The 24,034-nt window shown below is 37.3% G+C and carries 22 protein-coding genes; 17 read left to right on the forward strand and 5 right to left on the reverse strand.

What is annotated here, in order from left to right:
- From A9996_RS07600 to A9996_RS07620, 5 genes are all read left to right on the forward strand, one after another.
- Positions 1-749: PQQ-binding-like beta-propeller repeat protein (locus A9996_RS07600; RefSeq protein WP_083993889.1), on the forward strand; the 749-nt coding region annotated here is incomplete at its 5' end.
- Between the two features lie 248 nt (positions 750-997).
- The gene (locus A9996_RS07605; protein WP_066432860.1) at positions 998-1,375 is read left to right on the forward strand and encodes a hypothetical protein; all 378 of its coding nucleotides are present in this window, start codon (positions 998-1,000) and stop codon (positions 1,373-1,375) included.
- A 78-nt stretch (positions 1,376-1,453) separates the two neighbouring features.
- Positions 1,454-2,365 (forward strand): hypothetical protein, encoded by a 912-nt coding sequence (locus A9996_RS07610; RefSeq protein ID WP_066432862.1) that lies wholly within the window; start codon positions 1,454-1,456, stop codon positions 2,363-2,365.
- A gap of 185 nt (positions 2,366-2,550) precedes the next feature.
- Positions 2,551-4,860, forward strand: a complete 2,310-nt coding sequence (locus A9996_RS07615) for a hypothetical protein (RefSeq protein WP_245905362.1) — start codon at positions 2,551-2,553, stop codon at positions 4,858-4,860.
- A 456-nt stretch (positions 4,861-5,316) separates the two neighbouring features.
- A complete protein-coding gene (locus A9996_RS07620; RefSeq protein WP_066432866.1) occupies positions 5,317-5,493 on the forward strand; it encodes a histone H1 in 177 nt (58 codons plus the stop codon).
- A gap of 482 nt (positions 5,494-5,975) precedes the next feature.
- On the opposite strand, the gene A9996_RS07625 is transcribed toward A9996_RS07620, so the two are convergent.
- Complete coding sequence (locus A9996_RS07625; RefSeq protein WP_157487194.1) at positions 5,976-6,122, reverse strand: hypothetical protein; 147 nt, start codon at positions 6,120-6,122, stop codon at positions 5,976-5,978.
- A 312-nt stretch (positions 6,123-6,434) separates the two neighbouring features.
- Between A9996_RS07625 and A9996_RS07635 the strand changes: the two genes are divergently transcribed.
- From A9996_RS07635 to A9996_RS07660, 6 genes are all read left to right on the forward strand, one after another.
- Entirely contained in the window at positions 6,435-6,779 is a 345-nt protein-coding gene (locus A9996_RS07635) for a single-stranded DNA-binding protein (RefSeq protein ID WP_066432877.1), read from the forward strand.
- A 75-nt stretch (positions 6,780-6,854) separates the two neighbouring features.
- A complete protein-coding gene (locus A9996_RS07640) occupies positions 6,855-7,280 on the forward strand; it encodes a DUF6876 family protein (protein ID WP_245905361.1) in 426 nt (141 codons plus the stop codon).
- A gap of 11 nt (positions 7,281-7,291) precedes the next feature.
- Entirely contained in the window at positions 7,292-7,489 is a 198-nt protein-coding gene (locus tag A9996_RS07645; RefSeq protein WP_066432881.1) for a hypothetical protein, read from the forward strand.
- A gap of 439 nt (positions 7,490-7,928) precedes the next feature.
- Positions 7,929-8,309: a BfmA/BtgA family mobilization protein gene (locus A9996_RS07650; protein ID WP_066432883.1), complete on the forward strand. Its 381-nt coding sequence runs from the start codon at positions 7,929-7,931 to the stop codon at positions 8,307-8,309.
- An 11-nt stretch (positions 8,310-8,320) separates the two neighbouring features.
- Positions 8,321-9,373, forward strand: coding sequence for a MobB family relaxase (mobB, locus tag A9996_RS07655; RefSeq protein WP_066432888.1), 1,053 nt, complete (start codon positions 8,321-8,323; stop codon positions 9,371-9,373).
- A 10-nt stretch (positions 9,374-9,383) separates the two neighbouring features.
- Entirely contained in the window at positions 9,384-10,964 is a 1,581-nt protein-coding gene (locus tag A9996_RS07660; RefSeq protein WP_066432889.1) for a type IV secretory system conjugative DNA transfer family protein, read from the forward strand.
- 33 nt (positions 10,965-10,997) lie between these two features.
- On the opposite strand, the gene A9996_RS07665 is transcribed toward A9996_RS07660, so the two are convergent.
- Positions 10,998-11,639 (reverse strand): DUF6198 family protein, encoded by a 642-nt coding sequence (locus A9996_RS07665; protein WP_211272642.1) that lies wholly within the window; start codon positions 11,637-11,639, stop codon positions 10,998-11,000.
- Positions 11,640-11,945: 306 nt separating this feature from the next.
- Positions 11,946-12,698 carry an RteC domain-containing protein gene (locus A9996_RS07670; protein WP_248912327.1) on the reverse strand — a complete coding sequence of 251 codons (753 nt, stop codon included), beginning with the start codon at positions 12,696-12,698 and terminating at the stop codon, positions 11,946-11,948.
- A gap of 343 nt (positions 12,699-13,041) precedes the next feature.
- Here A9996_RS07670 and A9996_RS21120 point away from each other — a divergent pair, with 343 nt between their 5' ends.
- From A9996_RS21120 to A9996_RS20095, 3 genes are all read left to right on the forward strand, one after another.
- Positions 13,042-13,413 (forward strand): DUF7793 family protein, encoded by a 372-nt coding sequence (locus tag A9996_RS21120; protein WP_066432891.1) that lies wholly within the window; start codon positions 13,042-13,044, stop codon positions 13,411-13,413.
- 24 nt (positions 13,414-13,437) lie between these two features.
- Positions 13,438-14,262 (forward strand): hypothetical protein, encoded by an 825-nt coding sequence (locus tag A9996_RS07680; RefSeq protein WP_066432893.1) that lies wholly within the window; start codon positions 13,438-13,440, stop codon positions 14,260-14,262.
- A gap of 330 nt (positions 14,263-14,592) precedes the next feature.
- Positions 14,593-14,739 carry a hypothetical protein gene (locus A9996_RS20095; RefSeq protein ID WP_169817243.1) on the forward strand — a complete coding sequence of 49 codons (147 nt, stop codon included), beginning with the start codon at positions 14,593-14,595 and terminating at the stop codon, positions 14,737-14,739.
- Between the two features lie 121 nt (positions 14,740-14,860).
- Here the strand turns inward: A9996_RS20095 and A9996_RS07685 are convergent, their stop codons facing one another.
- Both A9996_RS07685 and gldJ read right to left on the reverse strand, forming a co-directional pair.
- Positions 14,861-16,144, reverse strand: a complete 1,284-nt coding sequence (locus tag A9996_RS07685; protein WP_066432894.1) for a UDP-N-acetylmuramoyl-tripeptide--D-alanyl-D-alanine ligase — start codon at positions 16,142-16,144, stop codon at positions 14,861-14,863.
- A gap of 66 nt (positions 16,145-16,210) precedes the next feature.
- Entirely contained in the window at positions 16,211-17,881 is a 1,671-nt protein-coding gene (gene gldJ, locus A9996_RS07690; RefSeq protein WP_066432896.1) for a gliding motility lipoprotein GldJ, read from the reverse strand.
- A gap of 327 nt (positions 17,882-18,208) precedes the next feature.
- Here gldJ and porU point away from each other — a divergent pair, with 327 nt between their 5' ends.
- The 3 genes from porU to cdd all read left to right on the forward strand — a co-directional run bounded on the left by porU (position 18,209) and on the right by cdd (position 23,921).
- Positions 18,209-22,069, forward strand: a complete 3,861-nt coding sequence (gene porU / locus A9996_RS07695) for a type IX secretion system sortase PorU (protein WP_066432898.1) — start codon at positions 18,209-18,211, stop codon at positions 22,067-22,069.
- A gap of 59 nt (positions 22,070-22,128) precedes the next feature.
- On the forward strand, positions 22,129-23,331 hold the full coding sequence (gene porV / locus A9996_RS07700) for a type IX secretion system outer membrane channel protein PorV (RefSeq protein ID WP_066432901.1): 1,203 nt from the start codon (positions 22,129-22,131) through the stop codon (positions 23,329-23,331).
- A 107-nt stretch (positions 23,332-23,438) separates the two neighbouring features.
- Complete coding sequence (cdd, locus tag A9996_RS07705; protein WP_066432902.1) at positions 23,439-23,921, forward strand: cytidine deaminase; 483 nt, start codon at positions 23,439-23,441, stop codon at positions 23,919-23,921.
- The last annotated feature ends 113 nt before the right edge of the window (positions 23,922-24,034 follow it).

A 24,034-nucleotide genomic window follows, 5' to 3' on the forward strand; every position in this document is an offset into this window, starting at 1 on the left:
GATTTAATTTGTATTCTTCCATAAAGACAAATAATAGGTTGATAATTAGAAACAGAATTACAAAAAGTTATTGGTTTATTTTTGAAGATTTACAATTCGAAGAATCAACATTGAGTTTTCGATTTAATTATTATATTAATAATTTATTCTTCTTTAAAATATATAATACACTAGAAAAGGTTTCACCACAGCCTAGTTGGCTAATAGATTTTTCAGAATTTGGAATACATAAGAACTTTAATGATGAAATTATTCCTAACGACCTCGATGGTGATTTAATGGGTTTTGAAGATTCACTTTATGTACCATTACAAGGAGGGCAGTTATTGTGTTTAGATGTTAATACTGGAGAAAAAAAATGGATTCAAGAGTATAATGGAAGATCCGGTTTTTATTCATTAAATAATGATAAAATATACAAACATGATGGGCTTTCATTATTTGAAATTGACGCTAAAATGGGACTAGCGTTAAGATCAAAAATGTTTTCTGAAAGTGATGAGGCTGAATTACAAAAATTTTATGCATTAAATGGATTTTGGACTTATGAAGATGTAATAATTCTTTATGGATTGGACAATACCGTTGTAATGCTAAACAAAAATAATTTCTCTTTATTAGGTTTTATCAGTTTGCCTGCGCCAATTTCTACAGATAAAAACAATGTTATTTGGGATAAAAATAAATTGTATGTACTTGATTTAAACAACACCTTACATATTTTTGAAAAGGAAAAACTACCTCACTAGGTATGTGGCTACCCAAAGTCCTGCTCTTATAGAGGTACATAGTTTTGAGAAATCAAGAACATGAAATTTTACAAGTAGAAAAAGATAACAATTCGCATAAATAATGGAATTTTAAAAAATTGAATTCTAAATGTTTTTAAGAAAAAACCACCTCCGAGTCTTAAAATCGAACCGAAGACCAAAACACAAGTAACAAAATTAATGACCAATTAACTAAAATTATGATAACGCCCCTTAAAATCGCATTAATGCTATGCGTAACAAGTATATTCGGTCAAAATGTTAAAGTAAAGAAAGACATTCTATCGATTGATAAAACTGAAGTCTGCAAATTTTCAAGTTCTGAGCGTAACCATTACGAAATACAAGATTTAGAAGGAAACTCTATAATGAATGTAGAGTATGCCACAGAAGATGTTCAAACCCTTTGTGGTAATGAACAATTTAGGTATTTAAAATTCACTAAACAAAATAGTGATGAAGTGTATTATAGTGATTTTGATGTGAGTACTTTTAAGATATCACTTAGTGGTACTAAAAACATAGCGAGACAACTCATAGTAAACGACGAGTTTTTAAGTGAAGCTGGCATCAACTATGACAAGATAAATGCTTTTTTCTCATAACCCCAACCACGTAGTAAAGAGTTAGACGACAAAATCGCCCTATATAAGGCCGGTGTAGAGATCATTGAAGCTTTTAATTTGAAAATAAAAAACAATAGCATTTATAAAGTTGGCGAAAAGGACACTTTAATAGGGACTTATAAAACGGAAGCTATACCCAATTATAGCGCCACACGAATTAGAGTGTATGATGCCCAAAATTTTCTTACCGCAACGTATGAGCTCGGCACGATTTTGTTTTTTGATAGTAATAAAATTAAATTTTCTGCCGAAAAAAGCAGCTTAATTGGAAATGCCGAAAATGTTGCTGATAATGCCAAGAATGTTATTGGACGTATGATTATTGCAGGTTATACCTTAGGCGATATGCAAGCTGTTAAAGCGGATATTAGAAGAGAAAATCATAAGGAGGCTGTAAAGGCTGAAATGAAGACATCGGTTAATATTTACAAACAACTGGGAACCATTACCGATGGAGAAGGCAAGGAGATTAAAGGAGAAATAACCGTAGAATTTGAAGAATTAAAATCAACAAAATCAGGCATGGCTAGCCTTGATAATTATGGCGGAGTTGCAACCTTAAAGACGGTTAATGAAAAAGGTAAATTTACATATACGGATTATAAAGCCAGAAATGGCGTAAAATTCTGTATTGATGCCACTAACAAATGCTATTTAGGCATGCGTGCCAATGATGCCTTTGCCGCTAAGTTTAATGAAGAAATAGAGGTGACAGATAATTTAAGTCTTTATAAATCGCACTTTTTGAACAATGTCTATTATTTTAAAAAAAGCGATAAAGATAAAGCGTTAAAGATTGTGACCTCAAGTCTCCTCAATACTGATACTTCAGAAAAGATGTTTGAGAAGATCTTTGAGTATTTAAAGGACTGCCCTGATTTAAAAAGCACTGTAAATACTTCAGAAATAGATTTAAAAAATGAAACTGATTTAAAAGCTATTGTTACAGCCTTTACCAGTTTTAAATAAAATGAGTTTTACCATTTTGAATAATAAAGAGTCGAAAGTCTTGGCCCCAAATCCAACATCGAATAACCTATAGCCTATTGCAACGACATCTATTTAATTTTATAACCATAAGCATATGGCTATTATGTCTAATATGTTCAGGCGCCGCTTTTTCTCAAGACCTTGAAAATATAGGCAGCAAAACTGTGGAGAAACTAAAAAACAGTCCTTTAAAAATACAAGGGGGGATTTCTGCAAATGGCGTGTACTATAACTCTAATGGACGAAATTCTCGTGAACCGTTCACGTATTTTTTGCAAGGTAATTTAAACATGAGCTGGCTTACTTTTAGCATGCCGTTAAGTTATAGCTTTTCCAACCAAGGTAGTAATTTGGGCTATCAAACCCCATTTAAATTTAACAGGTTAAGTATTCACCCTAAGTACAAATGGATACAAGCCCATATAGGGGATGTGGCCATGACTTTTTCTCCATATACGTTAAGTGGACATCAGTTTACGGGAGGTGGGGTGGAGCTCACACCAGAAGGTGATTTTAGCATCAGTGCCATGGCAGGGCGCTTGTTAAAAGCTACGGAAGATGACGGCCAACAACAAACCCTACCCGCATTTAGGCGGATGGGTTATGGTACAAAGCTAGGGTGGCACAAAGACCGTTATAAAATGGGACTGACAGGTTTTTATGCCAAAGATGATATTCATTCAATCACAGCCATACCTGATGATAGAAATATAGCACCAAAGGAGAATTTGGTTGTTGCTCTGGATGGTGAAGTAACCATTGCAGAACATTATACTTTTAAAGCCGAATATGCTTCAACAGCCATCACTAAAGATTTACGTGCTCAGACCACCGATGAGAAAGGTAGTGGCTTAGCCGCCCAGTTATTTAATAGCAGAGGATCAACGGAGTATTATGATGCATTTAAAGCAGGTCTGGATATGCAGGTCGACAACATGAAGGTGGGTGTGGCGTATGAGCGTATAGATCCGGGTTATGAAACGCTTGGGGCATACTTTTTTAATAATGATTTTGAAAATATTACGCTCAATGCATCACGACCATTATTTAATAACAAACTAAACCTAGCATTCGATATTGGTTACCAACGCGATAATTTAGACAATCAAAAGGCACAAGCTACTAATAGGTTTGTAGGTGCGCTGAATGCTACATTAAGAGCCACTAATAAAATTACTATTACAGGATCCTACTCTAACTTTTCTACTCATACTAACCAACGTTTAAACCAGTTTGATGCTATTAATGATAATGACCTTACCGATGATGCATTGCAAGCCTTGGAATTTAAGCAACTTTCTCAAAATGCCAATGCCAATTTAAATTGGGTGCTTAAGGAAGGAGAACTCAATAGTCAGAATATAAATCTAAACTATAGTCTGGCATCTTCAGCAAACGAACAAGCGGGGATTATCCGCGTCGGCCAAGCCAATAATTTTCATAATGCCAATGCCGTTTATACCATAGGATTTCCAAAGAATAGTTTAAACATTTCAACGTCTCTAAATTATAATTACAGCGATATTGGTAGAGACGATAGTAATGCCTACGGTGGTGGTTTGGATATTAATAAAAAACTTTTTGGGAATAAATTGAATACTACTTTTGGTGTGGCTTATAATACAAATAACAATAAGGAAAATATTACCAATGTTCTCAATTTCCGTGTAAACGGGTCAATGCTTGTTGCCGAAAAACATCATTTTAGTTTAAATGCCATACAATTATTTCGTAGTATCACTGCCCAAGATGCCCTGAATGAAATAACGGTAACCTTTGGCTATGCATATGCGTTTGATATTGGCAAACCAAAACTGAAAATAATAACAAAAGAAAAGGCATTTTCATTTTCTTATAAATTGCACACATTTACCGGAGATCATGAGCTTATCAGTAGAGAAATTACCAGTCTTATACATAGTCAGGAATTTAATGCAATACAAGATATTGATGGAATTAGGCTTGAATTGTCAAAATTGGAAAATGATCTAAAAGCCAGCGAAAATAGTTCTGATCAAGTTTATAAAAATGCGGGTATTGCTTATTTGAAATTAGTATACAGTCATAAAGATTTTTTAAATACCTATCATAATCTGGTTTTTAAAGGACTTAAACGTCTTTCTGTAGAGGCTTCCAATTTTGATTATTCTCTAGAGAAAGATTACTTGGATCAATTGGCAATAATGAACACTGCAAAAGCAAGCGGTAAAAAAATCAGCGAAATTGATACGAAAAACTTAGCTGTTAAAGAGCGAAAACACCAAGCTCATACATGGATGCAGGCGCAGTTAAACGTGTTGACTTTAGGAGATGTTCTAAACGATCAAGAGCCATTAAAGGAATTTAGAAGTAAGTATTTGTCTAAAGTTTTTAAAATGTTAGAAAATAAGAAAACTAATGATGAGGTGGAGTTATACTTGGTAGGTCAATTGGCAGATTTCTATCATAAAAAATCGATTGAATTTCAAGATTAAGAATAATAAAAGATTGTCGGAAGGGGGTAAGGGGCAGGGAATTGAAATTAAGATTAAAATAATTCTGATTTATAGAAAACGGAGTCCGTATGGAACGAAATAAAATAAAGAATTAAATGTAACCCAATATGGGTTTAAAGTATCGTATCATATAACAATGTAGGAATCTGTGCAACATCACTTTAAGTCTTGTGCTAAGAAAAGAGATAGTGAAGTTATCAATTGCGAACCACTCAACCCATTCCCCTATATTCCGCGCTCGCCGGATGGGCAGGAAAAGCTCGATTTTGGGAAAAGCTACTCCTTAAAAAAGTCTTAGACAGAATTCCCGATTTCCATTCCTCATGACTCGCTCCGACCTGGGAAGGTCAGGAAGCGGTCGTATTTTTATGTTAATGATTGGTGTGTTTACAACGAATAACTATATTTTCGCCTTTTAAATAAAATTTAAATCTTATGAAAGAACTTATTGAAAACATGCAAAACACTTTTGAGTCATTTGAAAGTGATGCTAAATTGCAATTAGAAAGTGGAAACAAAGCTGCAGGAACAAGGGCAAGACAATCCTCATTAGCCTTGGAGAAATTATTAAAAGAATTCCGTAAAGTTTCGATTGCTGAGTCTAAGAAATAAACAAAGAAATCATCTCATTAACTAAAAATGAGATGATTTTTTTTTGCCATTATGTATTGAGGGATGATCTTAAAAAGTGGGTTAGTTCAAAATAACTCTTAATCTGAGTCGGTCGTTAGCAGATATATCACTCAGCCCATTGCCACTCCATTCCGCAAAAGCTCCATTACGGGCAAAGCGCTTCATTAAAAAGTCTTGGACCCAACTCTAAAGCTTTCAATTTCCATTACACTTGCCCGCTCATTCCCGAAAAAAGTCAGGAAGCGGTCAAACTCCATTGCAATCTACACCTTTAAAGTTGCGTCCGCTTAACCCCGTCTAAACGAGAACAATCCGTTTTCATAACACGAGAAGCACATTCCCCTACATTTCGTAAAAAACTCCATTACGGGAAAAGAGCTTCTCTAAAAAGTCTTGGACACAATCCCCAATTTTAGCTTTCCATTCCGTTAACCCTTCCCGCTTCGCTGGGCAGGAACACTTCATTCCTTATCTAAAATTGGAAATGGCGTCCGCCAAATCAGAATTCCATTTAATGATTTGATGCCACTTCCTATGTTTTTATACTTCACATAAGCCTTTAGATCTACATCCTCACCCTCGCCGTTATACCCTTTTTTTGAAAGCAAAATACCAACATTTGGAACTTGACCGGACTGCATAAACCAGGCTCGTACCTCGCTCTTTTTTATAAGTCCTCATCAATTCCAAATATTGAAACTGTATCGGCAACAAAAAAAGGTAACAGCGAGGGCGCTATGGGAAGTAAATCTAAAATGAAGCTTATGAAATCTTACAAAAACATCAAAAAGGAAGCGGCACCAACAAAAGCAAAAAAGGAAAACGCTCCAGATATAATAAGTAAATCACTTCAAAAAGTTTAACCACAAACTGCCTAAAGGGTTTAGGTAGTATTTTAATTAATTTTTAAATATTTTATTATGAGCACTTTAAGAAATCATGTACAGTTAATTGGAAATGTTGGGCAAGAACCAACCATTACGAACCTTGAAAGCGGTAAAAAAGTAGCGCGCTTTTCATTGGCGACGAACGAATATTACAAGGATGCCAAAGACGAAAGAACACAGACCACAGATTGGCACACAGTTGTGGCATGGGGGAAAACTGCCGAAATTATCGAAAAATATGTGGATAAGGGCAAAGAAATAGGAGTCTCTGGGAAAATAAGAACGCGAACCTATACCACTGATGATGGCAGTCAGCGCTATGTAACGGAAGTCGAGGCGAGGGAAATTCTTTTGCTAGGAGCTAAAAATGATCAATAACTTTTAAGATTAAAGAGGGCGTACTACACGAAAGTTGCGCCCTCTTATTCATTATTCACTTAAATAAGACCAAAAATGAAATCGAAGATTCACGAATACCAAAACAAGTATTTACCTATGAGTAAAGCACAAGTTAACGAAATCAAAGAAGGATTGCAACATTTTCGCGGGACGGAGATGTTCTATTCAATTCCATTAATAAAAACACGATTTACTGATGGACTTAAATATCTAGCCAATGTAGCAGATTGTTTTTGGCTTATTACGGACACTTCGGTAATTGCAAAAAGTCTGATGAATCGTAGCGAATTTATTTCAATAGAATTTAAAAGGTTGTCCAAGGAAAAACAGGAAGTCACAGGTTATGAAGCTGAAATTATTTACACCGATGGCAACGATACTGTTTTAGAAAAACAAGGATATCGTGCAACCGATTTTCCATTGGATGAACTGCGGTTATTTTTTGTAAATGATACGCTGATGTTACCTGGCGAATACTGAAATATTGGATCATGGTATATCTTAATTTTACGGACTTGAGCGAAGAGGCTCAAAACCGACTTTTAGAACTCTCAAAAAAAGATGTGGAACGAAAATTTGGCGACAGTATTCGCAAATACGTAAGAGAAAATTATACCAGTTTTGAAACGACGGTAGAGGAAGAAGCAATAAGAAATCTATATTCCTATAAGTTCATATTCAACATCTAATTTTCTAAACTTAATAATCACACCTCTAAATTTTGGAGGTGTTTTTTCTGTTCAAGTAATTCCAGTTCAAGAAAAAAACGTATCTTTATTTCGCTGAAATTCAGCACACATAATTTATATAGCTATCCCATTTTTGACTTTCGCTGATAGCTGTATCCATCTATATTTTACATATAGGAATTTCCGAATTCCTAAAAGGGCAATTGGCTTTTTAGCCAGATTGTATGAAATTTTTGTCACGCTTTGGCGTGACGAAAAGGAATAGCAAGAGGGTAACGGGCAGAGCCGCGTTACACATTCCTTTTACTTTTTAAATTATTGATTTTCAACTACTTGAAAATAAATTAATTTATTAGATTTCATCGATTTGCGTCAAATGCCTCGAAACAGCCAGTAAAATGGGATGGATTTGCGTCAAATGCATAAAAAAGCGAAATAAATGGACTCTTTCATCACCATCAGGTTTAAGCGGGATACCGCCAAACGTTTTCAGGAATTTTCAAAAACACACTTCAAATCGCATACCGAGGCAATGGCCGCAATACTCGATTTTTTTCTTTATAATGAGATCTCACCAAAGGAAAAGTTTGGTCCATCGGGACGAACTTTGGAGGCTAATTTAAAAAAGAGGATGAATGCGATTATTGCCATTATGAGAGATATTGAAAAGACCCAAACCAAACCGACTGTGGCAATGTTGGAATCACTTTTTCAAACCGAAGAACCCAAAAACAAACCCTTGATTTTAGAGAAGAAATTTATCGAAGAAAAGAAAGCGGTGCATTTTCAGGAGAAACGACATGCGACGCACGAACCGTAAATTTTTGAGCTATGTATATAACCATTACACCCCAAAAAATGGGCGGGAACTATTCCAAAAGTTCAGCGGATTTTGTAAGCTATCTGGAGAAGGAAAATCTAAGTTTTAACCAAGAAGATTTGGAGGATGGACACCTAGGTATTGAGCATTTTTTCAACCAATATGATGATGAGATTGCAGCAGCAGAAGTGATTAAGGAAATCGATGGCAACACCGCAAAATTGGAAAAGACGGAACCTAGATTCTATTCCATAACGGTCAGTCCCTCTAAATATGAATTGGGAAAATTACAGGACAACAGTATAGATCTAAAAAAATATACCCGCGAGCTGATGAAGGATTATGTAGCCTCGTTTAATCGGGAAATAAACGGTCGTCCGCTTACTATTGATGATATAAAATACTATGCGAAAATTGAGCATCAACGCGCATTTAAAGGATCTGATATACAGGTTCGCGAAAACCAACCTTTTGCCACTAAAATTCTGCAGCTCAAAACGGATATTCGAAAAATTGAAAACGGCACGATGGAAGGCAATATTAAGGGTAAAGCGAAAGAAATAGCAAAATTGGAACGAGAGGCCCCACACCAACAGGACGGGAGACGGATCGTCCAGGGAATGCAGAAGGAGGGAAGCCAAGGTCATATTCATATCATCGTGAGCCGAAAGGATGCTTCCAATAGATTTAGTCTGTCTCCTGGAAGTAAATATAAAGCGTCCAATGTTGAATTGAACGGAAAAGAAATCAAGCGCGGTTTTGATCGGAATAGTTTTTTTGAGAAAGCTGAAAAAACATTTGATAAGACCTTCGGCTACCATAGAAATTTTGCCGAGACCTACCAAGCTAGAAAGGATTTTATCAAGGATCCAAAGATTTATTTTGCAGCGCTGATGAAATTGCCGACCAATGAAAAAGCATTAGCCTTCAAATTGATGGGCAAAGCAGGCGTACCAATGATGCCAAGCATTCCTGTGACACAGGGACAATTAGCAATGAAAATATTTAAGGGACTGAGACGTGGGGTGGAAGTCGCTATCAAATCAAGTTCCATCGGCATCTAATTTTATAACTATGCACCTTGAAAATTTCTTATCAACGCTTTTAATTTTTGGTTTGACCAGTAGTATTTTCTATGGCATGTTTCGGATAAGCAGATATGCTTTTATGATTAATTTTCTGATACTTGGTGTTTTTGTGTTTTATCTAATGGAAGAAACCCAACTCGTTTTATTAGCGCTGTATGTAATTTGTCCTCTAGCATTAATTAATGTAGGGATGTATGTATTCCTGCATAAAACCGACGAGCCCATCAATGGCAACCTCCAATATCAGGTCAACTTTGCCACGGATAAAGGAAATTTCAAACTCGATAACATTAAACGTGGGGCATCAATTATTGGTTCTGCGGGGAGTGGTAAAACGGAAAGCGTTGTCTATGGTTTTCTAAAGCATTTCCGGAAAGAGGGCTTTTGTGGCATCATCCACGATTATAAAGATTTTGAATTGACGGAAATGGCGTACCCTCTTTTCAAGAATGGCAACATCCCATTTAAGATCATTTCCTTTGATAAAATCATCCATAGGGTAAATCCTATTGCGCCACGTTATCTGGAGAACGAGGAGAGCGTCAACGAGGTGTCACGGGTATTGATTGAAAATCTTTTGGAGCAGAGGGAATCTGGAACTTCGGGAACGACCAAGTTTTTTAATGATGCTGCGGAAGGACTAATAGGCGGATTGATTTGGAAATTAAAAACCGACTATCCCGAATTCTGCACGCTGCCTCATTTGATTGCTATATATCAGCACCTAGATACGAATAGCCTTATCAAGTTTTTGGAAACCAATACCACATCAAGAGCAATGGCAGATGCCTTTATCAGTGGTAAGGATTCTGAACGGCAGACTGCAGGCGTAAAAAGCACCTTGGCCAATGCACTGAAACGAATTAGTACACAGCGAATTTTTATGGCATTGTCAGCAGATGAAGTGCCATTGAATATCAATAGTGAGGATAATCCCGCCATCATTTCCATAGTGAACAATCCAAAATTCGAGACTTCCTATTCACCAGTTATCGCTACGATCATCCACACCATCACCAAGCAAATGAGCGTTCGCAATAGCAAACCTTCATTTATTCTGATGGAGGAAGCGCCTACCATTCGTTTATTGAATATGCACCGTATTCCAGCAACATTGAGGAGTTACAACATTTCTACGATCTATGTGATGCAGGACAAGATCCAGAACGATATGATGTATGGCGATAAAGCAAGTAAGGCAATTTTGAGCAACCTTTCATACCAGTTTTTTGGAAAGGTCAACGACCCGGACACCGCTAAATATTACGAACGTTTCTTTGAAATCGTCAAAGATCCGACTAAAAGTGTGAGTCGTGGTTATAATCTGGATTTTGACACGCGAGTAACTACGGGAGAAAAGGAAATACCAAAAATTAGAGCTGATGTTTTCTTTCGGTTGAAGCAGGGGGAGTTTATAACTTATGCGGATGGGAAGGATAAGAGTGTCCAGTTTAAATTGCAGAAGATACAGAGGGAGTTTCCAACAGGCATTAAGGAGTTTTCTAATGCAGATTTAGAAGCTAATTTTGAAAGGATCTATGAAGAGGTGAGGTCATTATTTAATTAACTACAATAAAAACAGAAGCTCAAATAAGTAGGCTTAATATCCTCCCTCTAATTTTGATCGCAAACGCGTGAAGAACTTTAAAGAAAACTGAAAAATTGGACTCAATATCAACGTATAGATAAAGGTTGCCCAAAAGACCGGACCGCCAAGAAGAAATCCAATAGCCAGCACGATGCCTTCCACCATGATTCTTGCTTTAGCTACAGATAACCCCGTTCGTTCTGAAATGGAAAGCATGAATCCGTCACGCGGTCCAGCACCTACACCTCCAGATACATAAAGACCGCCCCCTAAGCCAATCAGCAAAATGCCCAGAAATAGCAGAAGGTAATCTGTCCAAGTATTACTAGCATCTGGCAAGATATCTAACCACAAAAATAAGTCCATAATAGGACCAATTAGCAAGGCATTTAGAAATTTCCCGATATTCACATATTTTTTTCTGACCAGCAATGATATGCTGATGAGAAACAAACCCACGATAATACTCCACGTGCCGATGCTAAGACCAAAATGTTCAAATAATGCTACATTAAGAACATCCCATGGGTGTAATCCCAAATACTTAACCTTAACAGAAACAGCCACTCCCAGTCCAAAGCATATCAGACCGATAAAGAAAAATGTATAACGAATAATATTAAAGTGTAAGATTTTTGCGCTATGAACTTTAATTTAACAGCTTTGGAGAATAAACGTGCAAACTACGAAAAATGAGGTTTTAAAGAAAGGGACTACCATTTTGCATTCATCTAGAATGATAGCCCCTGACCTGATTTGACTTTCGTTCTACAAATTTGTTGGATATTGTTGATAGATCATCAATAGTCAGCCCCAAGGTGGGATATTTTTATGGAAATAAAATTTGTATCTTTTTGGTATGGGAAAGAGAAGAAACACAAGGTTTTTAACTCCAAATGATATAAAAGTAAATGGGAGATGAAAGGGATTTGGGATTCCCAAGTTGGACTTACCTATGGGTTATCCGTCTGAATTTTCAAACCTTTTAATTAGGGAATCCGTTAGTTTGTTCATGAATTTGGTTTTGCTGGATTTCCTCGCCCTGATTTCTATAAAAGTATGGTAATAGTTGCCAAGTTCAATGTTGAACAATTGCTCAAATACGGAGGCCAGCTCTTTAATGTCAGCCGTACCACTGTTTATTGCCCCACTACTATGAAGAGCGTAGATGAGCTCAATTAATTCCGTTTTGTTTCCAGTCCAAAAAAGTTTTGAAGATGAATTTTTCATTGCGTTTTGGTAAGCATTGTTATTTGATTCTAATTTTTCAATTTCCTGTTGTAAATATACGATGAGCATATCGTATGCCATGATCATCGCAACAGTAGTGTCTTGAGAAGTAGCGAATTGATCATCGACAAAAAAATGATACGATTCGGTGGGCGATCGAAGATCGGTCTTGCCCCGAATGAAATATTCTTCATCAAGCGTAGTAGCTCCTCTTCTGTAATAATGGTAAAAATCTAAATTGTCATTGAAATATATCTGCAATTTATTGATGTGGCCATTAAGATATTTGATCTGGAATTTGGAGCTGCTCCGTGGCCGTTTACTTTCAATATTAAACAATTTGACATAGTAGATGAGTTTGCTGAAAATTTGGGGCTTAATATGCTTAAAAAAACAGATCTCCTCCTCTGTACTCTTAAATCCCATTTCCAACACCTTTTGGCGCAAGAGCTTGATACTATTTTTCAGTTTTGGTAATCCCATTTTCGGCCTTGTAAAGGACATCCTCATTTTTAGATTCCAGATGCTCCAACTGGGTCTCGAATTCAGATATCAACTTTTGATATTTCATCTGCAAAGGATTAATCGTTTGATAAAATTTGCCCAGATTTCGATTGAAAACATGGCCAATTATTTTTATGGGATAGAAATTAATATGTTTTGGTATAATTTAACCTCAATTATCCATTATAATCCCGATTGGTCAAATCTTTTTACATTTTAGTCAACTACTAATTCCTATTGTTCAACTTGTTATCCGTTAAAGTCAACTTTTTCTGATGTTAATTTCTTAATTTTGTTAATGCCAATTTTCAAATACTCTACCATGCCCTTTCAGAATGACTTTGCGACTTATGAATTTAATGATGGGATTCTACACGTCAGGTATAAGCACATTGTTTTGGAACATAATGCAGCCCTATGCATTGTCAGGGATAGGCTGGAGATCCAAAAGGGACTGGGCATGCCGGTACTTTGTGATATCAGGGCGGTCAGGGAAATAACGAAATCTGCCCGCTCCTATTTCTCGTTTGAAGGTTCAACCCTTCTGACGGCCGTCGCCTTTGTGGTAGGGCCACCTGTATCAAAAAGCCTCTCCTCATACTATCTTCATACGAACCCTCATGCGGTACCTTCCAAAATCTTTGTGGATATCGATACCGCAGTGAAATTTCTTAAAACGTTTATACAGGACTAAAAACTATGATTAATTTTTTACAATATGGACCGTGAAAGCAGACTTAGAATAGGCTCCATCCATCAGATCTTGTTGCAATTGGCCACTGGCAATTTCCAATATCGGATAGAACGCTCCGAGCGGAACGACGAAATCGAGGGGTTGGTCGTGACCCTGAACATGCTGGCAGAAGAGCTTGGAGATTCCATTGTACATCATGGACGCGACAACAGGGATTCAGAAATACTGGAAATCGTACAAATGAGTTTCATCCTTGACCAAAATGGTCTGATTAGGCATACAAACCAAAAGGGACTGGAGATCTTGGGCATGGATTGGATAGCTGAGGATAAGATGGCATTTGTGGAATTTCTGGACAGCAGGTCGAAGAAAATTTGGAAAAAAATATGGAGCACTTCGGAAGAAAATTTACTTGATGTTGATGTGGAGCTGTCGTTCAAAACCAACTCAAAACTGCTATTGCCAAAGAAAGTGCATGTTGCCCGAATGGTCGGCAATAGGGATAATGGGACGCTTACCTTGGTCACACTTGTCCACCATACAACCAATCAAAAAAAATTACAGGATGACGTGAGGGACAAGGTCATTAAGTCAAAGAAACTAATGGTGAGACAAATTGAGAGCACCAAATTTGGAAATCCAAAAAGACGCGTCACATTGGACCACATCAAGCGTAATCCCAATGTCAGAGACATTGGGATTTTTGTTTGCGGAAAACACCAAGCCGTAGGCTTAAGCGTTTTCCGCAAACAAAAATCAGAAGTGCTTTTTTGCACTTTGGGAGTACATTTGCAGGAGTGGTTTCTATTGGATCAACAGAGTCAATCCAAAAGGGAGATTAAATTTTGATAGTACTCTTAACCGTAGGCTTAAGCGTTTTCCGCAAACAAAAATCAGAAGTGCTTTTTTGCACTTTGGGATTACATTTGCAGGAGTGGTTTCTATTGGATCAACAGAGTTAATCCAAAAGGGAGATTAAATTTTGATAGTACTCTTAACCGCAGGCTTAGGCGTTTTCGGATCAAGTCAAAAAGTTATGGGATTTTATGTTCAATCATGCTTCACACAGCTTTTAGTTTGTGGACTTCTTATTTTTCTCATCTTTGATGAAGGGTTGAAGAAGAAGCCTTTTTTTTAAGTATATAAAAAATTGTGATATCATCTTTTAAAAATTCTACCATGCCAAAACCTAAAGGTCAAAAAAACACTAAGAATAAAGCTAAACACACCAAGCTCCTCGACAGAAAAATAAATAAACAAAAATCTGATCAAGCGCTTCGGAAAGAACGACTCAAAGCTATCATCAAAAAAGCGAAGGAGCAGTAGGCTGCTTATCGCTAAGAACCATCATGGTTGCTAGAATGGCTTTCCGTAAGTTTTGAGCGTTGCCCTTGTTAAATCGGAAATGTGCGGCAGATTTTGAAAGGAAAAACTATTCGAAGGCAATTTACAAAAGCTCCAATATCCGCTCCAAGGCCATACCACGAGATCCTTTTATCAATAGGTATGAATTTTGAATAGAATGATTCTCAAGGTGTGATTTGAGAGCTTCAAAATCTTTAAATTTCTGAATACTTTCGCTCTTTACAATCGTGTTATTAAAATTTCGGCCGACTAAATAGACTTGTCCTACCTTGTTTTTCTCAAGATAATCGACAATAAATTGATGCTCGCTTTCGGCAGTTTGGCCCAATTCAAACATATCTCCTAAAAACAACAGTTTACCATCTTGATGCAGTTGCTTAAAATTTTCTAAAGCCGCTAACATACTTGTTGGATTGGCGTTATAGGCATCCATAATAATCTTGTTGCTGCCTTTTTCTAAAATTTGAGACCGGTTATTTGTTGGTGTATACTCTTCAATGGCTGTTATAATATTTTTAGGCTCCACGTTAAAATAGGTTCCAACTGCAATGGCGACTGAAATATTGTTGAAATTATAGGCACCCGCGAGCTTTGAGTGTATACTTTGTCCGTGATAAGTGATTTTGACGAAAGGTTGTGTACTTTCTAACTCAATAGTCGAATTGGCATTTTGTGCAGTGCCAAATTGGTAGAGATTGGAATAGTGCTGTGATTGTTTGAGTTGTATGGCGTCATTTTCATTTACAAAAATGAGCTTGTTATGCATTTTTAAATGTTCGTACAACTCTGATTTTCCTTGGATAACCCCCTCAACACTTCCAAATCCTTCAATATGAGCTTTGCCAAAATTGGTAATTAGGCCATAATCAGGAAATGCAATATTGCACAAAAACTCAATTTCATTAATGTGGTTGGCGCCCATTTCAACAACACCAATATCCGTAGCAGCGTTCATACGTAATAAGGTCAAAGGTACCCCAATATGATTGTTGAGATTACCTTGTGTTGCCGAGGTATTGTATTTTTTGGACAAAACAGCGTTGATCAATTCTTTGGTGGTGGTTTTCCCGTTGCTGCCTGTAAGTGCAATTATAGGGATCTTCAATTGGTTTCTATGGTACGTGGCCAGCTGCTGTAAAGTTTCCAAAACGTTTTCCACCACTATGTAGCGATTATCTCGTGCATGTTCTTTCTCATCTACAACGCAATACTTAGCTCCCGATTCTAATGCATCACTCGCAAATTCATTCCCATTAAAATTGTCGCCCTTCAGAGCAAAGAAAAGGGAATCTTTTTCAATCTTTCGAGTGTCAGTACAAGCTGAGGAGCATTGTAAAAAGTACTCATAAAGTGTTTCTATAGTCATAAAATAAATGTAATAAAAAAGTCCTAACGCAGCGTTAGGACTTTTTAATAATTTTATAGGAAAAAATTACTGTCTTGTTTTGTTGCCTCCTTGAGATTTTGAACCAACTCTTGACATCGCACATCTAAATCCGATATAGTCTGTAGCCATATCTTGTGGAAAATAACGACGTTGCGCTGGATCAAGCCAATAAGCTCGGTCTTTCCATGAACCCCCTTTATAAACTCTGACTTTGTCATTGATCAAAGATGTTCGGTTATTAGATTTATCCAATGTTTTAACCAACTCACCTGTGGAGTCAATAACTACCTGATGTTTTGGAGAATTGTACATCTGTCTCGTATCAGAGATATCTTCATCTTCATTAAAATTGTCACTGTAGTTACGTGATGATCTTTTATCACCGTCCCTGTAGTTTATATTGTCGCTCTCTGAAAAATTTGTTCTCAAGTAAGTATCGTCTGTTGTGATAGGAACTTGTAAAATTTCACCTGGTAAATTACGAGGAACAATTTTACCATTACTCAACGTGTCATAAACAATGTCTTCACTGGTCACAATTTTCACGGTGCCATCTTCATTTATCGCATTTTTGGTATATACGTTACCACGATAGTAGTTGAAATCATTGAATTCATCATCAACAATAGGTCTGTAAACATCAGCGACCCATTCTGCAACGTTACCCGCCATATCATAAATTCCAAAATCATTTGGCATATAAGATTTTACGGCATTTGTAATATCAGCCCCGTCATCAGACCAGCCTGCGATTCCGCCATAGTCACCTTTGCCTTGTTTAAAGTTAGCCAATTGGTCACCTCTTGTTTTTCTTTTACCAGAACGTGTGTATTGACCACTCCAAGGGTATTTTTTTCTACCACGAATAGTGTTGTAGTTTCTCAATTCATTCAAACCAAGTGCAGCATATTCCCATTCTACCTCAGAGGGTAAGCGATACTCTGGAGATACAATTCCTGATTCTCTTTTTGCATAAACGTTAATTGGGTTGCCTTCGGCGTCTGTTTGCTGTCTTCTCTTACCGCCATCAAGCACATCTGCGTTACCACCATAAGTAGAGCTAGGGCTATTGATATAGGTATCGGTATTAAAATTGGCATCAGCGTTGACATCCGTTAAACGTGCATCTCTCTTTAAATAACCAGCCTCTTCAAGATACAGTTCATTGACCCTGTCAGTGCGCCAATTGGCAAACTCAACAGCTTGAATCCAACTTACTCCCACAACAGGATAATCACCATAACCTGGGTGACGCAAGTAGTTTTCTGTCATCATATCGCTATAGCCAAGACGGTTTCTCCAAACTAAAGTATCTGGTAAGGCACCCTGGTAAATCAACTTGAAATTAGGATCATCTGGCGGATACACACGTTTTATCCAATCCAAATACTCCAAATACATTTTGTTGGTCACCTCAGTTTCATCCATATAAAAAGATTGAATGTGCTGTTGACTAGGCGTGTTGTTCCAGTCGTGCATAGGATCATCTTGCACTTTACCCATGGTGAAGGTTCCACCTTCTACAAAGACTAAACCTGGGGATGTTTCTTGTTCTTTAAAATTGGTGTTGTATTGAAAGCCTCCATTCTTATCATTAATTTTCCATCCAGTGGCTCTGGACTCGTTTGATGATGAAGATCTTTTACACCCAACCATTGTCAAAGAGAGCATTAGGGCAAATGCAATCCTTATGTTAATGATGTTTTTCATATCCATACTTTTTAAGTAAGCTGATTAAATTTAGTGACGCAATATAGCAATTAAAGAGAAAGTAACAACTCTTTTTATCAAATAGATTAAAAAAATGTTGCATTTCATCCCTTTTTTTGAGCACAACATCGGACTTTTGGTGATTTTATCGATGTATTTTGTGTTTCAATAACGCCGTAGAAAAGTTATTATTGTTGTAATTTTAAAGAAAAATTGAAGACCTAATACTAACCTACGGTGGCAAACGTTATTCTTTCTGCGCCATTAACTGTTTCAGTTGGATGAAATAACATTAAATTGCAACCACTTTTTGTAAAAGAATCCTACAGACTAATGAGAATAAAATTACGCTTACTTTTTATTTTGATGTCCTGCCTTGGTTTTTCCCAAGAAAAGCGTTTCGACATTACATGGAACGGAACGACGGTTTTGGAAACGGCATATTCTATCATCACAGTACCGTCTTTTGATAAAGATCATTTTAGTTTTGATACCCACACAGGTATCAAGTTTTTTGCCCAATGGCCCTCAAATGCAATTATCAACAAAGGTTCGGTAACGCTTACCAATGTTTCCTATACGATCATTTCTGCTGATGAACTGAAATCAATTCCTCTTGAAACAATACCCACAGCTCCAAAACTGCATTTTGAAAATACAATTGCGAGAGATAAGGCCTCTGCGTACATTGAATTGACACCTATTATTAACGACAATGGTATTTATAAAAAGATAACTTCTTTTAGCATAACCTATAATACTGCAGCAAATAGAGGTTCAAGTCCCTCTGGCAAAAAACCTTCTGGTATAAGCAATTCTGTTCTCAATTCTGGAAGTTGGTACCGCTTTTACGTGGACAAGTCGGGCGTTTTTAAATTGACCAAGGGCTTTTTGAACAGTCTTGGTGTAAATACAAATTCTGTAGATCCTCGCAATATAAAAATTTACGGGAATGGTGGTGCGATGCTGCCATTGCCAAATGCAGAAGCCTATCCATTAGATCTTACGGAAAACGCTATAAAATTTGTTGGCGAGGAAGATGGAGAATTCAATACTAATGATTACATTTTGTTATATGCAGAAGGGCCGGTGGGATATAATGCCGATAGCAACACCAATTATAATGTATTTACAGATAAAAGCTATTATTTCGTAAATGTGGGCGGTGGCGCAGGTAAACGAATGCAAACCATGACGCAGCCCGAGGGAGCGTCAACGTATATGTTGAACACCTTTCAGGAGTATCAGTTTCATGAAGTGGATGAACTTAATATTGTGCGCGTAGGCCGGCGTTGGTTTGGAGATAAGTTTGATATTGAAAACGAAAAGCAGTTTGAATTTAAGTTTCCTAATCTCGTAACTACAGAACCTGCACGTGTTAAGGTTTATGCAGCATCCACTTCTGAAGTGCCCACGTCAATGGAGATTAAAATTAATAACAGTGTCGTATCCACGCTAGGGTTTGCCCCCATTAACACCCCAGTACTAGCAAATGGAAGGTTTTTTAATAACACTATCACCCTAAACTCACCAGATGTCAATGTGACTTTGACATATAATAATTCAGGTAACCCTACTTCTCATGGGTATTTAGATTATATCTCTATTGAGGCCACGCGCGGTTTGGTGTTTGAGGGAAGTCAGTTGATGTTCACAAACAATCAGGTGGCCAATACACCTGGAATTGTAGAGTATAACATGACCAACGCATCTGAGGTTTCAGAAATTTGGGATATTACCAGTAAATATGACGTGAGTACCCTGGCGAATGCTGATACCAATTCATTGTTCAGTTTTAAAGCGGTATCCGGAATTGCCAAAAAATATGTGGCCGTAACTCCTTCTGATTATTATGAGCCATTGAGAGATAGTAAAGCGAGTGTGGCCAATCAAAATATAAAAGGCAGTATTTTTAAGGATGAGCAAGGTGAATTTAAAGATGTAGACTACATTATAATAGCACCCAACAATTTAGTCTCTCAGGCTGAACGATTGGCGCAAATTAATAGAGACCAAAACAATCTCAATGTGAAGGTGGTGACTTTAAATGAGATTTATACGGAGTTTAGTTCAGGAAATCAGGACGTTGCTGCCATTAGAAACTTAGTCAGTTATGTGTACCATAATGCGAGTGCTCCGGAAAAGCGGTTGAAATATTTATGCTTGTTTGGTGATGCCTCCTTTGACTATAAGGATAGAATTCCCAATAACACCAATATTGTCCCCTCGTGGCATTCAGTAGATAGTTTTAGTCTGACAAATGCTTTTGTCTCTGATGATTTTTATGGCATGATGGATAGCAATGAAGGCGATATGAGTTCTTCAAATAAGCTCGATATAGCCATTGGAAGAATGTTGGTGGAGACGCCACAACGCGCCAAGGCTATGGTAGATAAAATTGAGCTGTACTATAAAGATGCCTCTTACGGGAGTTGGAGAAACAACGTCGTAATGATCTCTGATGATGTAGATATAGCTTGGGAACGTATATTACAGGAAACTACTGATGAGATTGGAAGCACCATTACCGCCGAAAAACCATTTTTAAATGTAGTCAAGATCCATTCAGATGCGTATCAACAGCAAGCCTCAGCCAGCGGAGAACGGTATCCGGCCGTGAATAAGTCGGTTAAAGATGCTATTGAAGTAGGAGCGCTGGTGGTCAATTATTTTGGTCATGGGGGTGAAGATGGATTAGCTTCTGAGCGTATTTTTGACAAAAATGACTCGCAGGAAATAAGAAACACCTGTAAGTTTCACTGCTTTGTAACAGTTACGTGTGAATATACCCGCTTTGACAACCCGTTCCGTCCCACTGCTGGAGAATATACCTATTGGAATACTCAAGGAGGTGCCATTGGATTGATCACTTCCACACGTCAAATTTTTGTTAGCGTAGGGGTCACGTTCAATGTCAAATTGGAAAAGTACCTTTTTGGGTATGGCCCCAACGCTTATCCAACGATGGCAGAAGCTTTGCGTCTCACAAAAAATGATCCTGCTATTTCTGGAGTCACCCAAAAGCGTTTGATGTTTTTTATAGGTGATCCGGCCATGAAGCTTGCCTTCGCAAAACCTAACATTCAGCTTACAAAAATTAACGATGTGCCCTTAGGTCAAATCAATGACACTTTAAAGGCATTGAGCAAAATTAAAATGTCAGGAGAGGTTTTGGATCCGTCGGGTAATTTAATGACAAGCTACAATGGTGTTCTTACCGCTACTATTTTTGATAAAGACATTGAACGTCAAACATTGGCCAATAATAATATTAGTCAGAACGGGCAACTGATTAAAATGGACTTCAAAACTCTGGGCGAGAAATTATTTATAGGCCAGGCTACCGTTAACAATGGTGTATTTGATTTTGAATTTGTGGTTCCAAGAGATATTGGTGTGCCTGTAGGTAGAGGTAAAGTGAGTTTTTATGCGCAAACAGAGGCGCCTTTAGAAGACCAAGCGGGTGCAAATTTTGATATTTTGGTGGGTGGTATCAACAAAAATGCAGAAACAGATAACACAGGACCCGTTGTTAAGATTTATATGAATGACGAAAACTTTGTGTCTGGAGGCATTACCAATGAAGCGCCCACCCTCTTGGTGAAATTGGAGGATAGCAATGGAATCAATACAGCAAGTGGCATTGGTCATGATATCATCGCTATTATTGATGGTGATGAAACCAACCCGTTTGTACTTAATGATTATTACAAAGCGCAAGTGGACGATTATACACGCGGTGAAGTGGCCTACGCCTTCCGGGATCTCGAACCAGGACTCCATACGTTGACGCTCAAAGCTTGGGATGTTTATAACAACTCAGGCATTTCTGAAATTCAATTTATAGTATTTGATAGAGACGAAGAGTTGAAGATTGAAAACGTCCTCAATTACCCTAATCCGTTCATTAATTACACAGAATTTTGGTTCAATCACAATAGTTCGCAACCTTTAGACGTTTCTATACAGATATTCACCATTTCAGGTAAATTAGTTAAAACCTTAAATAGTCAAACCAATGCAGGTGGATGTTGTAATGAAGGTGCATCGTCACTGTCAAGAGATATTGTTTGGGATGGCCGTGATGATTTTGGAGATAAAATTGGAAAAGGTGTCTATGTCTATAAACTCAAAGTGCGTTCAAATCAATTGAATAAGCAAGTTGAGAAGATTCAAAAACTTGTAATACTATAATAATAATTTATATTTGCTAAACAAGGTGCCTATGTGCCTAACAGAACACTTAAGATCTTATGAAAAAATACGTACTAGCGCTTATCACGTTGACCATTTATAATTTTTCTTCAGCACAGGAGGTTGTCATTATTCAGCCAGATGCCAGTAGAGTGATCACCACCGGAACACCATTTTTACTTATTGCATCAGATGCACGCGCTGCGGGTATGGGAGATATTGGGGTTGCCACTTCTGTAGATGCGTATTCGCAACAATGGAACCAATCCAAATATGCGTTTTCTGAATCAAAATCAGGAATAGGTGTGAGTTATACGCCCTATTTAAGCAAATTGGTCAATGACATTTTCTTAGGAAATGTAACTTATTTTAATAGACTTAATGAAAATAGTGCTTTTGCTGCAAGTTTCAAATACTTCAGTTTAGGAGAAATTGAATTGGTTCAGGATGAATTTTCTGAAGCCATCATCGCAAAACCAAATGAGTTAACTATTGATGCCTCTTACGCTTTAAGATTGGGTTCTCAATTTTCAATGGCTGTTGGCATGCGTTATCTGCGTTCCGATTTGAAAATACAAGCGTTGGACAATACAGCAAATGCTGCAAGTTCAGTTGCTGTTGATATTTCTGGATATTATCAAAGTGAAGAAGAGGCTTATGACAGCTTTAACGGAAGAACCCGATTAGGCTTTGCTATTCAAAATTTAGGTCCAAAAATCAGGTATGATGATGGTGGTCGTGAAAACTTTTTACCAACCAACTTGAGATTGGGCGGTGGTTTTGACTTTATTTTTGATGATTACAATACCTTGAGTGTCACTGCTGAGGTTACTAAATTATTGGTGCCAACACCTCCGGTCATTGGTTATGAAGACACTAATGCAAATGGAAGACAGGACGGCAATGAACCAACATTTATCGTAAGAGGCCAATCTCAAGATGTGGGCTTTCTTCAAGGCGTCTTCCAATCTTTTGGAGATGCACCAGATGGATTTAGTGAAGAGCTGAAAGAATTTACTTGGGCTTTAGGTACTGAATACAAGTACCAGGACGCTTTTGCGTTTAGATTAGGATACTTTAACGAAAGCGAAGATAAAGGGGCGCGTAAGTTTTTTGCTTTAGGAGCAGGTTTTAAATACACCACCATCAATATTGACATGTCTTATTTGTTCTCGGCTTCAAAGGTTCAGAGTCCGTTGGAAAATACCTTGCGTTTTTCCTTGACGTTCAACTTTGGAGATGGCGAGTATCGTGAATATTAGTAACGATTTATAACTACCGGATTACAAAAACAAACTATTGTTAATTAAAAGACAATAGTTTTTTTGTCTAAAAAAGCGTCGTATTTTTAAGAATAGATATAAAACCTATGAAGGAAATTAAAATTGAATCCCTACTTACTGTTTATGATAGTTTAGATGAACTTCCAAAAGATGTGGTTTCCTTAATGGAAAAGGCTATGGAAGCACGGGAAAAATCCTATTCACCCTACTCAAACTTTAGTGTTGGCGCAGCCATTCTTCTAGAAAATAATGAGATTGTAACGGGTAGCAATCAAGAAAATGCATCTTATCCGTCAGGTCTATGTGCAGAACGGACGGCAATCTTTTATGCCGGAGCCCAATATCCTGATGTGCCCATGGTTAGAATGGCAATTATTGCTGGATCAAAAATGAAAGTTACTGATGCTCCAGTTCCGCCTTGTGGCGCCTGCCGTCAGTCTATTGCCGAATATGAGGTAAAGCAAAACAGGCCTATTGAACTCTATTTTATGGGAGAGAAGGGGAAAGTTGTAAAATCACATTCTTTGGAAAATCTGCTGCCTTTAGTATTTGGTAAAGCATTTCTATAACGATTTCGTACAAAATTTACGATTTTCAGTTTTTTCATTACTGCTTAAAGTGTTACTTTTGCTATTCGTTTAGTGAAGTACAACTTTTGATAGTTTGAAAAAACAAACCAAAA

This window comes from Gelidibacter algens (genome assembly GCF_001678675.1).
GTDB lineage: Bacteria > Bacteroidota > Bacteroidia > Flavobacteriales > Flavobacteriaceae > Gelidibacter > Gelidibacter algens.

Excerpts from the sequence above, each read along its gene's own strand:
- A9996_RS07605 (WP_066432860.1), top strand. The coding sequence starts at position 998 with ATGCTATGCGTAACAAGTATATTCGGTCAAAATGTTAAAGTAAAGAAA.
- A9996_RS07620 (WP_066432866.1), top strand. The coding sequence starts at position 5,317 with ATGAAAGAACTTATTGAAAACATGCAAAACACTTTTGAGTCATTTGAA.
- A9996_RS07635 (WP_066432877.1), top strand. The coding sequence starts at position 6,435 with ATGAGCACTTTAAGAAATCATGTACAGTTAATTGGAAATGTTGGGCAA.
- A9996_RS07640 (WP_245905361.1), top strand. The coding sequence starts at position 6,855 with ATGAAATCGAAGATTCACGAATACCAAAACAAGTATTTACCTATGAGT.
- A9996_RS07645 (WP_066432881.1), top strand. The coding sequence starts at position 7,292 with ATGGTATATCTTAATTTTACGGACTTGAGCGAAGAGGCTCAAAACCGA.
- A9996_RS07650 (WP_066432883.1), top strand. The coding sequence starts at position 7,929 with ATGGACTCTTTCATCACCATCAGGTTTAAGCGGGATACCGCCAAACGT.
- mobB (WP_066432888.1), top strand. The coding sequence starts at position 8,321 with ATGTATATAACCATTACACCCCAAAAAATGGGCGGGAACTATTCCAAA.
- A9996_RS07660 (WP_066432889.1), top strand. The coding sequence starts at position 9,384 with ATGCACCTTGAAAATTTCTTATCAACGCTTTTAATTTTTGGTTTGACC.
- A9996_RS07670 (WP_248912327.1), bottom strand. The coding sequence starts at position 12,698 with ATGGGATTACCAAAACTGAAAAATAGTATCAAGCTCTTGCGCCAAAAG.
- A9996_RS21120 (WP_066432891.1), top strand. The coding sequence starts at position 13,042 with ATGCCCTTTCAGAATGACTTTGCGACTTATGAATTTAATGATGGGATT.
- A9996_RS07680 (WP_066432893.1), top strand. The coding sequence starts at position 13,438 with ATGGACCGTGAAAGCAGACTTAGAATAGGCTCCATCCATCAGATCTTG.
- A9996_RS20095 (WP_169817243.1), top strand. The coding sequence starts at position 14,593 with ATGCCAAAACCTAAAGGTCAAAAAAACACTAAGAATAAAGCTAAACAC.
- A9996_RS07685 (WP_066432894.1), bottom strand. The coding sequence starts at position 16,144 with ATGACTATAGAAACACTTTATGAGTACTTTTTACAATGCTCCTCAGCT.
- gldJ (WP_066432896.1), bottom strand. The coding sequence starts at position 17,881 with ATGGATATGAAAAACATCATTAACATAAGGATTGCATTTGCCCTAATG.
- porU (WP_066432898.1), top strand. The coding sequence starts at position 18,209 with ATGAGAATAAAATTACGCTTACTTTTTATTTTGATGTCCTGCCTTGGT.
- porV (WP_066432901.1), top strand. The coding sequence starts at position 22,129 with ATGAAAAAATACGTACTAGCGCTTATCACGTTGACCATTTATAATTTT.
- cdd (WP_066432902.1), top strand. The coding sequence starts at position 23,439 with ATGAAGGAAATTAAAATTGAATCCCTACTTACTGTTTATGATAGTTTA.